This is a genomic window from Paraburkholderia xenovorans, assembly GCF_046030735.1.
Lineage (GTDB): Bacteria > Pseudomonadota > Gammaproteobacteria > Burkholderiales > Burkholderiaceae > Paraburkholderia > Paraburkholderia xenovorans_A.
The window spans coordinates 1-11,745 of record NZ_JAQQBV010000052.1 but is presented as its reverse complement, the minus strand read 5'-3'; the positions used below and the strand labels follow the sequence as shown (position 1 = coordinate 11,745).

At 61.3% G+C, this 11,745-nt stretch carries 24 protein-coding genes; 21 read left to right on the top strand and 3 right to left on the bottom strand.

The features are described 5' to 3' along the window. Window positions 1-95: 95 nt before the first annotated feature. Entirely contained in the window at window positions 96-482 is a 387-nt protein-coding gene (locus PQQ51_RS31690; protein WP_408501146.1) for a helix-turn-helix domain-containing protein, read from the bottom strand. Window positions 483-692: 210 nt separating this feature from the next. Here PQQ51_RS31690 and PQQ51_RS31685 point away from each other — a divergent pair, with 210 nt between their 5' ends. The 21 genes from PQQ51_RS31685 (at window position 693) to PQQ51_RS31585 (ending at window position 10,715) form a co-directional block, all read left to right on the top strand. Continuing rightward, window positions 693-818: a hypothetical protein gene (locus PQQ51_RS31685; RefSeq protein WP_408501145.1), complete on the top strand. Its 126-nt coding sequence runs from the start codon at window positions 693-695 to the stop codon at window positions 816-818. Further along, the gene (locus tag PQQ51_RS31680; protein ID WP_408501144.1) at window positions 815-1,057 is read left to right on the top strand and encodes a hypothetical protein; all 243 of its coding nucleotides are present in this window, start codon (window positions 815-817) and stop codon (window positions 1,055-1,057) included. Before PQQ51_RS31685 ends, PQQ51_RS31680 begins: the two co-directional genes overlap by 4 nt. Window positions 1,058-1,060: 3 nt before the next feature. Then, complete coding sequence (locus PQQ51_RS31675; RefSeq protein ID WP_408501143.1) at window positions 1,061-1,243, top strand: hypothetical protein; 183 nt, start codon at window positions 1,061-1,063, stop codon at window positions 1,241-1,243. A gap of 12 nt (window positions 1,244-1,255) precedes the next feature. Beyond that, window positions 1,256-1,474, top strand: a complete 219-nt coding sequence (locus tag PQQ51_RS31670) for a hypothetical protein (RefSeq protein WP_408501142.1) — start codon at window positions 1,256-1,258, stop codon at window positions 1,472-1,474. Then, window positions 1,474-3,471, top strand: coding sequence for a replication endonuclease (locus PQQ51_RS31665; protein WP_408501141.1), 1,998 nt, complete (start codon window positions 1,474-1,476; stop codon window positions 3,469-3,471). The genes PQQ51_RS31670 and PQQ51_RS31665 overlap by 1 nt, the downstream gene beginning before the upstream one ends. 14 nt (window positions 3,472-3,485) lie before the next feature. Then, window positions 3,486-3,782, top strand: a complete 297-nt coding sequence (locus PQQ51_RS31660; protein WP_408501140.1) for a hypothetical protein — start codon at window positions 3,486-3,488, stop codon at window positions 3,780-3,782. Continuing rightward, window positions 3,779-4,366 (top strand): hypothetical protein, encoded by a 588-nt coding sequence (locus PQQ51_RS31655; RefSeq protein ID WP_408501139.1) that lies wholly within the window; start codon window positions 3,779-3,781, stop codon window positions 4,364-4,366. The genes PQQ51_RS31660 and PQQ51_RS31655 overlap by 4 nt, the downstream gene beginning before the upstream one ends. Next, on the top strand, window positions 4,366-5,001 hold the full coding sequence (locus PQQ51_RS31650) for a helicase HerA domain-containing protein (RefSeq protein WP_408501138.1): 636 nt from the start codon (window positions 4,366-4,368) through the stop codon (window positions 4,999-5,001). Before PQQ51_RS31655 ends, PQQ51_RS31650 begins: the two co-directional genes overlap by 1 nt. Before the next feature lie 244 nt (window positions 5,002-5,245). Then, a complete protein-coding gene (locus PQQ51_RS31645) occupies window positions 5,246-5,371 on the top strand; it encodes a hypothetical protein (RefSeq protein WP_408501137.1) in 126 nt (41 codons plus the stop codon). A gap of 35 nt (window positions 5,372-5,406) precedes the next feature. After that, entirely contained in the window at window positions 5,407-6,201 is a 795-nt protein-coding gene (locus tag PQQ51_RS31640; RefSeq protein ID WP_408501136.1) for a major capsid protein P2, read from the top strand. A gap of 74 nt (window positions 6,202-6,275) precedes the next feature. Beyond that, window positions 6,276-6,662: a hypothetical protein gene (locus PQQ51_RS31635; RefSeq protein WP_408501135.1), complete on the top strand. Its 387-nt coding sequence runs from the start codon at window positions 6,276-6,278 to the stop codon at window positions 6,660-6,662. A 3-nt stretch (window positions 6,663-6,665) separates the two neighbouring features. Next, window positions 6,666-6,968, top strand: a complete 303-nt coding sequence (locus PQQ51_RS31630) for a hypothetical protein (protein ID WP_408501134.1) — start codon at window positions 6,666-6,668, stop codon at window positions 6,966-6,968. 2 nt (window positions 6,969-6,970) lie between these two features. Beyond that, entirely contained in the window at window positions 6,971-7,381 is a 411-nt protein-coding gene (locus PQQ51_RS31625; protein WP_408501133.1) for a hypothetical protein, read from the top strand. Next, window positions 7,378-7,938 carry a hypothetical protein gene (locus PQQ51_RS31620; RefSeq protein ID WP_408501132.1) on the top strand — a complete coding sequence of 187 codons (561 nt, stop codon included), beginning with the start codon at window positions 7,378-7,380 and terminating at the stop codon, window positions 7,936-7,938. Before PQQ51_RS31625 ends, PQQ51_RS31620 begins: the two co-directional genes overlap by 4 nt. Further along, complete coding sequence (locus PQQ51_RS31615) at window positions 7,938-8,714, top strand: hypothetical protein (RefSeq protein WP_408501131.1); 777 nt, start codon at window positions 7,938-7,940, stop codon at window positions 8,712-8,714. Before PQQ51_RS31620 ends, PQQ51_RS31615 begins: the two co-directional genes overlap by 1 nt. After that, window positions 8,711-9,355: a lysozyme gene (locus tag PQQ51_RS31610; RefSeq protein ID WP_408501130.1), complete on the top strand. Its 645-nt coding sequence runs from the start codon at window positions 8,711-8,713 to the stop codon at window positions 9,353-9,355. Before PQQ51_RS31615 ends, PQQ51_RS31610 begins: the two co-directional genes overlap by 4 nt. Then, the gene (locus tag PQQ51_RS31605; protein ID WP_408501129.1) at window positions 9,352-9,726 is read left to right on the top strand and encodes a hypothetical protein; all 375 of its coding nucleotides are present in this window, start codon (window positions 9,352-9,354) and stop codon (window positions 9,724-9,726) included. The genes PQQ51_RS31610 and PQQ51_RS31605 overlap by 4 nt, the downstream gene beginning before the upstream one ends. Window positions 9,727-9,728: 2 nt before the next feature. Further along, complete coding sequence (locus tag PQQ51_RS31600; RefSeq protein ID WP_408501128.1) at window positions 9,729-10,001, top strand: hypothetical protein; 273 nt, start codon at window positions 9,729-9,731, stop codon at window positions 9,999-10,001. Next, entirely contained in the window at window positions 10,001-10,342 is a 342-nt protein-coding gene (locus PQQ51_RS31595; RefSeq protein WP_408501127.1) for a hypothetical protein, read from the top strand. The genes PQQ51_RS31600 and PQQ51_RS31595 overlap by 1 nt, the downstream gene beginning before the upstream one ends. A gap of 20 nt (window positions 10,343-10,362) precedes the next feature. Beyond that, window positions 10,363-10,551, top strand: a complete 189-nt coding sequence (locus tag PQQ51_RS31590) for a hypothetical protein (RefSeq protein WP_408501126.1) — start codon at window positions 10,363-10,365, stop codon at window positions 10,549-10,551. Beyond that, a complete protein-coding gene (locus PQQ51_RS31585; RefSeq protein ID WP_408501125.1) occupies window positions 10,551-10,715 on the top strand; it encodes a hypothetical protein in 165 nt (54 codons plus the stop codon). The genes PQQ51_RS31590 and PQQ51_RS31585 overlap by 1 nt, the downstream gene beginning before the upstream one ends. Window positions 10,716-10,936: 221 nt before the next feature. Here PQQ51_RS31585 and PQQ51_RS31580 read toward each other — a convergent pair whose 3' ends face one another. Both PQQ51_RS31580 and PQQ51_RS31575 read right to left on the bottom strand, forming a co-directional pair. Further along, the gene (locus PQQ51_RS31580) at window positions 10,937-11,371 is read right to left on the bottom strand and encodes a hypothetical protein (RefSeq protein ID WP_408501124.1); all 435 of its coding nucleotides are present in this window, start codon (window positions 11,369-11,371) and stop codon (window positions 10,937-10,939) included. Then, the gene (locus PQQ51_RS31575) at window positions 11,368-11,622 is read right to left on the bottom strand and encodes a hypothetical protein (RefSeq protein ID WP_408501123.1); all 255 of its coding nucleotides are present in this window, start codon (window positions 11,620-11,622) and stop codon (window positions 11,368-11,370) included. The genes PQQ51_RS31580 and PQQ51_RS31575 overlap by 4 nt, the downstream gene beginning before the upstream one ends. Window positions 11,623-11,745 lie beyond the last annotated feature (123 nt).

Genomic DNA, 11,745 nt, shown 5'->3' with positions numbered 1-11,745 from the left:
CCTCTTCTTGCATTCGTCGACGCGGCGATTTTCTGGTGACTTCGGCGATCGAGAGGCCGCCGGTCAGGTCCAGATAGTGACGCTACACCACAGTGTTAGCAAGTTGATTTGACATAAGATAAAGAGATCACATTGTCACCAGATTCCGCCGCCTTGGTAGAGGGGGCTACCGACACTCCAACCGCGCACACGATCAAGTTCAGCGCGATAGCCCCCACCGCTTTTCCCCATATGCCTTCCCACAAGGCGCGCGCCTTCGGCTCAGTAGAGCGTTCGAAGTGGATAGCCGCAATGACTTCCATCGGCTCGATATTCAAAATTTCAGCGATACGCGCGCAAACCAAATCGTCCGGTGCAGACCGGCCAAGCCGGTATTTGCTGACGGCGGAAGGCGTAACGCCTAGAGCCTTGGCGGTTGCGTAATCGGACGGCAAGTCCAATTTCGCCTTAATCGCGTCCAGATAATCCCCAGTTGTTTTCATGCTCAGCCCCGTCCCGAAAGGAAACCAGCGTTTACGTTACGCAATATGTGCTGCCCTGACAACATGTCTGCCCTTGACAACATGTCAGGCCTGACAGTACTGTTCCGTGCGTCGGGCCGCACAAAACAGCCTGAACCCCGCTGTGGAGACTGATCCTCTCCTTTAGGCGGCCCGATTTTCAACGGCTAGGGGTTCGAAAGGGGATTCGTCATGCGTAACACACGGTCACAAATTCATTCAACGGCGCTCGGCGGCTACACCATCGACGGCCCGTATTTCCGCCGTTCCAAACTGCGCGAGGCAGTGAACCGGTTTTTCTACTGGCTCGGCGCATGACTCCCGAAAACGCGGAAGACGTGAGCTACGGCTATGTGCCGGGATCGACCGGAACCGCCGGCACGTTCGCGGTTGAGTGGGCACCGCGCCGCTCGCCGGCCAGTGATCGCGCCCGCGCCGAAGCGATGGCGGCGCTAGATCAACTCCTTTCCAAATACCGCAGGCAGGCGACACCGAAGCGCGCGCACGTCGCGCCAGCGGCTTTCCAACGTGCGCGCGCGCAAATCATCAAGGGGTAAGACATGCAACCGTGGGACGCAGCGATCATCAAGGCAGATAGCAAACATCCTGACGCGGGGCGCGCGGGCGTTGTGCAGGCCGTGAACCGGGAGAAGGGCACCGTCGATATCAAACTCGATGAAGACGCAACCAACAAGGTCAAGTTCGCGACGGCGAGCCTGGACGATGTGACGCGGCTGGGCTAAATCATGGCAACCATGTCTCAGTTCCGAACGGGTGACACGGTGGCCGTCGCGGCGCGTGATGAGTTCTACGCGAACGTGGACGGCTGGCGCGGTCGCGTTGCCGCAGTTGGCCCGAAAGAGCCGAACGCTTGCCATTCGCAAGTGCCGGAAGGATACGGGCTGGTGGAAGTGGTCGACGCAGAAGGGGCGAAACAGTTGCTCGTCCCGTTCGATCAACTGCGGCACGCCTGATGCAACGCCTCACGCCTGAACACGAATGGGCCGCCTCGCTGGTTGCGGAAATTCCGCGCCCGTGGGCGGCCCGTTTGCTGTCGGCGTGGGAAAAGCGCCGTACCTCGTTCAATCCCCTTGTCACGACAGGCGAGGGGATCGCACGACGCAAGGCGAACGAACAGTTGCGCGCAGACGTGGCGATGATGCGCCCGCTCAATGCGGCGCTCCCGCTCGACGCGTCTGACACCGATCTATGCAACGCGGCATGGGACGCAGCTGAAAAATGCCGCGTCAAGCTGCTGGCGATTGAAGCGGAGCAGGAACATGCACCGACTCATGAGGCGCTTGACGCGATTCGCGCCGCTGGCGTGGCTGGCGACGCTGGCGAGTTCGACGTATTCGAACAACGCGCAGCACTGGCTCGCGTCTGCGTGGCGGCCGGAATCACGGCGCCAGAAAGAAACCGATACGAGGATTTGCCGGCGGTGCGCCGAATGGTGGCGGCGCACTGGTGGAAGGGGCGTCTACGCAAGGCGCACGCGAAAGCGGTCGAAACGGCAGCTATTGGCCTTGGGCTGGTGGCGCGTGGCCGCGAGTGTTACGTGTCGAATGTGTCCGTAGAGGCGCGTCGCGCGCAGAACGAACGCAACGCGGCGGCGTTGGCGGCCACCATTGCGCGCAACCTCGACACAGAGCAGGAATTCACACTCGCGGAATTGGCCGCCAAGGGGCCGGCCAATTCCGCGATAAAGCGCGCCGAACTGATGACCCGAATCAATGGCTTTGAGCGCATAGCCATTGCTGCGGGCCATGCCGGTCTGTTCCTGACGATCACATGTCCGTCAAAAATGCACCGCATGACGACCGTCTACGGAAAAGCTCGAGCGAATTCGAAGTGGGACAAGGTGACGACGCCTGACCTCGCGCAAAAGTATCTGGCGCAAGTGTGGGCGCGCATCCGCGCGGCGCTCGCGCGCAAACAGGTGAACCTTTACGGGTTCCGAATCGCGGAGCCGCAACACGATGGCACGCCGCATTGGCACTGCCTGTTTTTCTACGACACGAAGCACGATGCGACGGTGCGCGCGACGGTGCGGCGCTACGCGCTCGCCGTGGATGGCGACGAACCCGGTGCGCAGGAGAAACGGTGCGACTTCAAAACAATGGACCCGGCCAAAGGCACCGCCGCCGGATACATCGCCAAGTACGTCGCCAAAAACATCGACGGATACCGCCTTGAAAAAGACCTCGAAGGGAATGATTCACTCGAAACCTCGGCGCGTGTCGAAGCGTGGGCGACTCGCTGGCGTATCCGCCAGTTCCAACAGATCGGCGGCCCGCCTGTCACGGTGTGGCGCGAGCTACGCCGCGTGGCGGCTGTGCCTGCGGATGCTCCCGCTCACGTCCGACAGGCCCATAACGCGGTCAACCGTATCGCGGTGCTTGAGGGGCGAGATACGGCGTCGGTTGCTTGGGACCGATACGTGGAAGCACAGGGCGGAGTGTCGTGCGGTCGTGGCTACCGCGTACGGATCGCGAAAATTCAGTCAGACGCGGTGGGGCGCTACGGGGAAACGGGCGCACCGCAGATCGTAGGTATCGAGTACTTCGAAGTGGCGAAGGTGCGCGACGCAATCGGCAACTGGATCGACGTTTTACCGCGGACTGTGACGGTCGAATCGAAGCGTTACCAGTGGGAAATCATGCGGCCCGCGGCGAGCGTGGCGGCCCGCGCCGGCTACACGCCGCGCGCGGTTGTTGGTTTGGATTTTGGGTTTGAGCGCGCGCCGCGCGCGCCTTGGACCTGTGTAAATAACTGTACGGGAGAGGGTGAAAATGGCGAATCCGGGGATGGTAGAGGTAATGCACGACGCGTATTGCGACGCGAAAGCGGAGGCGATAGAGCTACGCGAGGGTATCGAAAAGCTGTCGGGGATGGAAAAGGCGATCGCGGCGAAGCAAATCGCGGCGGTGGTGCGACTGCTCGAAGCAGTCGAAGCACTATAACGAATTGACGCGGGGGACCAACATGAAAACACGACCGAAGAAAACCATCATCGGCACGGCGAAATGCACGTGCTGTGGGCGGGACATTCCCGTTAAGCAAAGCGAAACGGGAACGCTAGACCTGTCTTGCCAGTGGTGCGAACTGCCGCTGTATGCGAAGGCCGGCACCGAAGCGCACCGCACGATGATGGCGCGCGTTAAGCGCCACGCCGATCCTGATCCTGATCCGGTAGAGCCGGTGCATACGCCGCCGGTCGAAACGAAGCCCGCCGCGCGCGCCGCGCGCTCGGCCTTTGACATTCTCTCGGGGCGCGTATGACAAAGCTCGACACGAAAGACGGCGGTCTCCCGCCGTCGCAGCATCCGACGCTCGATAACGCCAGTTTCGACGCGCTCGGCGGCATGGTTGCGGACATCGACAGCCAGGCACACGAAGCGGTGAATCCCGGCGCGGCGCAAGCGGCGGCAGAAGCCGCGGCGAGCGGGCCGGATTACCACAAGGGCGCGTGCGGCATCGTAGACCTTGCGCGCGGCATGATCGACGGCTACGCGCCGGGAGCTGGATGGGACGAACCGACCTCGGCGCGTATGGCGGCGTCGCTCACGCCCGTGTTCGAAAAATACGGCTGGGACGTGGAAAGCGCGTTCCCGTGCGAACTCGTCGCGCTGATGGTGTGCGGCCCGGTGCTGTACCAGTCGGCGCGCGCCGTGGCGCTAAAAATCCGTCAGGATCGGTTTGCGCTCGAAAACGCGCAGCGCGGCATGACGGACCCGAACACGATCAAGGGCGCGGCGGCGGCAGAATCCGGACCGGTGGCGGTCGCGGCGGGCATCGGTGATATCACGGCAGCGGATACGCTCGCCGGGGCGGTTACGAGCCTGCCTCAGTTCCCGGATATGTGATGGCGACGCGCGCACCAGTTCATGGCGTCGCGGCCAAGGCGCACATTGAGGCGGTACTCGGCGCGACGGGCTCGGGCAAGTCGTCCTATGTGAAGGCGCTCATGCAGCGCGCCAATCCGCGCCGGCTTCTGATTTTCGATCCAGAGGGCGAGTGGGGCGATTTCGGCACGATCACCACGCGTCTGCATGACGTGCTGGAAGGGTTCAAGGCCGCCGGCAAGGATGGCCCGATACGCTGCGTGTTCGTGCCGTCGCCTGACCCGGCGACGGCGGTCAAGCAGTTCGATGCAGTGTGCCGGATCGCGTTCGCGGCAGAGCGGCTGACGTTCATCGTGGACGAATTGAAAAGCGTCACGTCGCCGTCGCGCTCGCCGGTCGGCTGGGGCATGCTGACCGGGCGCGGACGGAAGCGCGGCATCATCATCTACGGTCTGTCGCAGCGGCCCGCGTCCATCGACAAGGATTTTCTCGGGAACTGCAACTACGTGCGAACCGGGCGGCTCACGTATAGCGAGGATCAGCGCGCCGTGGCGCGCGTGCTAGGTGTGGCAGAAACCGATATCGGAGCGTTGCCAGACCTCGGCTGGATTCGTCGCGACATGGCAACAGGTGACACAAAGCGCGGTAAGGGGTGACACCGATCTAGACACCGTTCTATAGAACCCGCCTCGGCGGGTTTTTTTTCGTCTGTCCGGTCGCGTTCCAGGGCGTGTTTAGGACACGACACTCGCAAAAATATTTAGTGCCGATATTGGCACTTTTGCCGGTGTCCATGAGGCGCGTTCCATAGATCGCGCATTCGTGGTTTGGGGCTCTCCGGTTGCATTCTGCGGACTCACACACGGGCCGCATGGTGCGGCGCTAACGGGGGAGTCCCAAATGAATGTCAAGTCGATCCTGCGCGCGTACGCCATGTACATCGCGTTCAACGCCGCAACCAAAATCATCGTCCGTCCGATCGCCACGTCGCTGAACGTGCCGCTGATCACGACCATCGTTTCGTAAGCGTCCCAACCATCCAACACACTTAAGGGGCGCTCATGCTGCTCATCAAGAACGTACCGTTCAACAACGTCACGGCCAACGGCGTCGCAACCGTCAATCTGCCTATCGGCATGTCGTACAACAAGATGATTCTCGCCCTCGGCGGCGGCGCTTTCACCAAGGCGATGATCACGAACATCAACGTCAAGGTGAACGGCAAGATCATTCTTCAGGAGACGGGCTCGCGCCTCGACCTGATCAACCAGTATCGCGGCCTGACGCCTTCGGCCTCTTTCCTGACGATCGACTTCACCGAGCCGCGCGCAAAGACGATGATCGAGCAGTACGTGGGCAACATCAACACGGCTTCCGGCGTGTCGTCGCTGACCATCGAAGTGACCATCGCGGGTGCAACGGCACCCACGCTCGACAGCTATTCGGAACTCGGCCCGCCGGCAGCGCTCGGCGTGATCGCCAAGCACATTCCGTTCACGCAGGCGTTTGCTTCGAGCGGCAAGATTCCGATGAAGCTGATCGATATCACGAATCGCGGAGGCATCATCAAACGCGTCCACTTTGCGCACACGGGCAATTTCGCGCAACTCGAAGTGAAGAAGAACGGCATCGTGATCTGGGACAACGTTCTCGCTGCGGTCAACAGCTTCTGGCAGGGCGAATACCAGAAGACCGCGCAGGCCAATCTCTACAGCTATGACCCGTGCGCGGACAACAACTACGCGAACGCGGTCAAGACCGCCGACGCGACGGCGCTGGAATTCAATCCGACTTTCAGCGCGGCGGATACGGTCACGGCGGTGGTCGAAGTGCTGGACGTGCTGGGCAACATGTAAAGACCGGGGGGTGCGGCTGGGCAGCTTGATTGCTCAGTCCCAGCCGCCTCTTTTTTACTCTTTCGGAGATTTACATGGACGGATTATTTGACCCGTCGTCGGTCGGGCTGGATACCAGCAACAGCTACGGATTCGTCGGCCCGCAATCGGACGGTACTTACAACATTCCCGCCACGGGCATGGCAATTAGCGGCGCGTCTGACACAGCCGGCGCGGGCTACGACTATGCGCCGGGAGTGTTCAATCTGCTGAACAACGGCCTGTCGGCGTTCACCAAGATTTACACCACGGGCCAGCAACTCGACTACAACCGGTACGAAGCAACGCAGGCCGGTTTGATCGCGGAAGGGCAGGCCGCGGGACAGGTGGCGTCGGCGCAGATCGGGGCGATCAACAGCAACAAGATGCTGATGATTCTCGGCGTGTTCGCCGTGATCGCGCTCGCGATCCACAAGGGGTAAGCCGTGTATTGGGCCATGGCGGCACAAGCCGCGTCGCAATTTGGGCAGGCACTTTTCGGCGGACCAGACGCGCCGGAAGTGTCCACCAGCACGCCGTTCAATCCGTTCACCGTGGACAACTCGGGATGGGCGGTGAATTTTGCCGGAGACGGTGGCGCGAAGGCGACCGCCAGCCCGGTATCGACGCTCGCGCAGGGGCTCGCCAGCGCGGCCAACAATGTGACCGGCGGCGGCAGCGGCGGGATGGACCCGCTCATGATTCTCCTGCTGGCGGCGGTTGCGATTGTCGCGCTGAAGCGCCACTGATCATGATCACGATCCGACATGAACCGACGACCGACACGCACCGCGCCGAAGTGGCGCGCGCGTTCGATGAATCGCCGCTGATGCGCGCGAAAACCGATACGAGCGGCGGCATGGTAGACGGCGTGGATTGCCTCGCCAACGCGCAGTTCTTTCGCGTGTTCGATGATGGCAAACCGGTTGCGTTCTACGTGCTGCGGGCGCGGCAGGGGCGTGCCGGCACTGATGCGGAGATAACGCTGGCGCACGGTCGCGCGGGCTTTGATCTGGTGGGCGAAGTGTTGCCGCTGATCGAGCGGCAATGTGCCGGATGCCACGCGCTGCGGATCGAAACGCGGCGCGCGGGTCTGATGAAAAAACTCGAGCGCGCTGGCTATGAACGAACCAGCGTGATTCTGACGAAGGAACTGAAATGATCTTGCGCCCGCAACAGGTGCGGATGCTGGCGATAGGTCTGCCGGCGACGCCCGCGAACAAGAGCAGTGACAGTAGAAGTTCATCCAACACGACGAACAACTACGCGGACAAGCGGAACGCGGTCCAAGGCGGGGTCGGCATCAGCGGCGACGGCAACTCGTCGTCGTATTACAGCGTATCGACCGATGACGGCGCGGTGCAGGCGGGAATCAGCGCGGCAGTGATTGCGGCAAACAGCGCGCTCGCGACCAACGGCGCGGTGTCGGTCAACGCGCTGGCGTCGAATACTTCGGTCGCGAATAACGCGATCAACAGCACGGTCGATGCGTCGAACCATCTGGCGGACGTTGGGCTGTCGATGCTTCAGGCAAACACCGCGCTTGCAAATTCGTTGACCGGCGGTGCACTGCAAAGCGCGCAGGCAACCACGCAGATTGCGGCAGACCTCGCAAAGACGCAGGTAGCCGCGCAGAACGACAACCGGTATCTGATTGCGGCGGGCTTGGCGGTGGTGTGCATCGTCGGCGTGGTCGCATTCACGAAGGGGAAGGGCTGATGCAACAGTTCGATATCACTGTCCAAAGCGCAGGGGGATTCACGGTCCATGCGCCGGGGCGTTACATCAAGTACCTGTCTGGCAGCAATGGCGGTGGAGACGCGTCGCTGATCATCACGCCGGGAGGTCAGGGCGGTAGCAAGATCGTCCTTCAGCCGGGGCAGGCATACCGGGTTTCGCAGAACAAGACGACGCCCGATTCGTGGACGCTCGCGAACAATGCGGGCGGCGCAACGATCATCGGAAAGGTGGTGATCGGAGATGGCCGGATCGATGACAACAGCCTGCAAGGCGTCGTACAGGTGGTCGATGGCGGCAAGTCTCGCACGCTCGCCGCACTCGCGTTTTCGATGGTCAGCGGTATGGTTGCGACGCCGAACGTCTACGGCAAGGTCGCATTGGTCAATCCGACTGGTAGCGGGGCGCGCCTGATTGTCAAGACGGTGGCGATGGCTGATGGAGCAACGGCGGTATCAAGCAACGTTGTGCCGATCGCCGGGACGTTGCCGACAACGACCAGCGGGCCGTTGCCGTCGAAGCTGATCGGGCCGTCGCGCGGTGCAAGCGTCGGTCTGATGCAAACCGATGCAACGGCAGTAGCGCCATCGACAGCGGCGTCATTCACGCAACTCACGGCACCGTCGAACAGCAATCAGGCGTTCACGTTTCAGGAGCCCGTGGTAATCCTGCCGGGATACGGATTGTGTGTGTGGTCGAACACCATGAATGCACAACTGACCGCGACATTCGAATGGTTCGAGGAACCTAACGTATGAAAGCGCCGGGGCCGCTATACATCATCGCGGCGGGAACGCTCGCGGCGGCGGCCTACATATGGTGGACAAACAGCCAGGCGAGTGCAGGGGACACCAGCACGGACCCGGACGATTCAACCGATCCGCTGTCATCGCTTGGCGATGCAGTAGACGAAGCAACGGCAACGGTGTGGAACATGGTAAATCCGACTCCCGCAAGCAGCATGCAACCCAGCGCGGCGCTGGTGGCGAAGCTTAAGCAGAACGAAGGGCTTCGCCTCACGCGGTATGCCCTCGGTGACGGTGGCTGGACCATTGGCTACGGCCATTACTCCACCAACATCGCGGACATTCCTGCGACGTGTACGCAGGCGCAGGCCGATGCGTGGTTTGCGTCCGATCTGCAGAACGCTGCGGTGAAATGGGTGCAGCTTTATGTGTCCGTGCCGCTCTCGCAGAACCAGTTCGATGCGCTGGTCGACGTGGCCTACAACATGTCGCCGCGCAGCTTCAAGAAATTCGCGGATTCGGTGAACGCGGGCAACGGGATTGACGATATCGCGCAGGCGTCGGTGTCGTGGGTGGCACCTTCGCTTCAGAACGGTATCCAGAACCGGCGCGACGCCGAAATGGCGATGTTCGATAACGGGGACTACGCATGAAAATGGATAGGAACGGTCTGCTGCTGGTCGGAGCCGCAGCAGCAGTGTTGCTGCTGGTGGTCAATCACAGCACGAAGCCAGCGGGTGCTCCAGCAACAAACGGGCAGGGCGGCATTGCGTCGAACGCGGCTAGCTGGCTGTCCAACGTCATCAACAACGTGGGCGGCAACGCTGGGGCTACTACGGCGGCCAACGCCAGCGCGTACGCATTGCCGGGTGGCGTGACGCTGTTCGGCAACGGCACATTCGATATCGGCGGCACATACGTCGATCCGGGACAGCTGACCTACAACACGCAAACCGGTCAGGTGAGCGAGTCGGCGCTCAGCGGCATGTACGGCATCCTCGCGCCGGCAACCTACGGATTCTGATCATGACGAACAAGGAACTTTTGCTGCTGGCGCTGGTGGTGTACGTGGGCTATCGATACCAGCGTTCGCACTCGGGTACGAGCGCAATCGACAGCGTGTACGCGCGCGAGGCGTCGCAGTTCGCCACGATGGACGGTACGAACTTCACCCGCTCCGTGTGGGATTCGACCAGCGGACAACCGGGCTACATGTGGGGCACCGTGCCGGCGCAAGGCGGCTTGTCCACGCAGGCGATTCCGATGCAGTTGACCGGAAACGTGTTTGGACACATGTAATGCGAGTCAAAACCGAACTGATGATTCTCGGCGCGGTGATGACGCTCGGCGTCGTCGTCGGGCTGAGAAGCCGCAGCGTGGCGAGCGGCGTCTATTCGGCGGCCGGCGACGCGTTTTCGTTCGTTGATGGAAACCTCACGAACGCGGTGCTATCGATTCCGGGCATGACGCTGTTTCAGGACAGCGCGGGCAACTTCAATCCGGTCAACGCCGGGTACGAGGCAGGCGAAGCGACGCGGCAAGCGGTATCGAATCTTTTCAATGGACTGTCCACTACGCCGCCGCCGGCTGAGGGGATGGGGGCAGCACAAACCAATTTTGGCGGCTATGTCTCGATGTAAAACCATACAGGGGAAAAACGATGAAAGCATTTTGGGCACGTTTGCAGGAACCCAGCACGCACGCCGCGCTGGCCGGTCTGTCGGCAGTCGCAGCGCAGGGTGCGGTCGCACTTGGCGCTGATCCGCATGTCGTGGGCGCGGTGGGCACGGCGGCGGCCAGCATTTTCGGCCTGCTCGGCGTGTTCCTCGGCGAAGCGACGGCCGCGTAATGGATGCCGCGCTAATCTGGCAGATCGGCGGGACGCTGGTCGCGGCTGGCGCGGCGTACGCAGCGATCCGCACTGACCTACGCAACATGCATGAGCGCATTGCGGCGCTCGAAACGCGGTTCAACAACCATATCGAAAAGGGCCTGACTCATGGCAACTCGTAAGCGCAAGACCACGCGTCGCAAGACGCACAAGACCCCGGCACGCAGCAAGCGCACGGGCCGATTCCTGAAGAAGTAACGGAGACACCATGCCGAAAATCGACTGGAAATCCGCCGCCATCGGGGCCGCTGCTGTGTACGGCTTTTTGTGGTGGCAGGCGAAGAAGGCCAAGACAAGCACGACCGCCACAACGTAATAAAAACGCCCGCCGAAGCGGGCTTTTTTATTGAGGGCGTGGGACTTCGCAAAAGATATAGGTGACGTCAGGCTGAAGTCGTCGCACTTGGGCGGCCGTGTTGCCGATACTCGACATGACAGCTTGCACCTCTGCGATGGGCGCGTTCACAAGGAACCCATAACCCTCGGGCCTGTCGGGAGCATCGCTGGTGATGAAAAATAGTGGCTCGTCGCTGTAGCCAACAACGTCGCCAACGGTCATGTTAAAAAACGTAAGCGCGTCGTTACTCGACTTGTGAAAAGCATTCACGCCGCGCGCCATCGTACGAAATGCCGGCGTCTGAATTGCATGAGACTGAACCAGCGGAGCAAAGAAATCGTGGACGGAGAGAGAGCAGTCAATAGTGCGGTCTAGCTGGTAAGCGTGGGCAGAAAGCGGGAGCGCGAGCGACGCGGCGATGAGAAGAGTTTTGAAATTCATGAAGTCTCCTTTTGAGCAGCGTGGATGATACCGAAACGGCGCGCGAGGAAGGCGCGGCGGGCGCGGGCGTTTTCAATGGTGGCGTCGAACGTGCCGGCGACCTTTGCGCGAGCCACCTTGTCGGCTACGTTCCAGTGTCGGATATAGTAGTCGCGGCGGTAGGCATTGCCGGCGTAACCTGGTGCGAGAGCGGACACCCAAAGTTCTAAATCTTCAAACGTAACAACGACTTGGCCGAACAGATCGAGCATAAAAAAACCCCGGCTGCAAACCGGGGAAAAGAAGTATTACGTGACCTTTTATCGACGCTTACGCGGCAAGCTTTAGGGCTGACAATCTGTTGACTTCGCGGCGCTTCCGCAATTTGACATAAG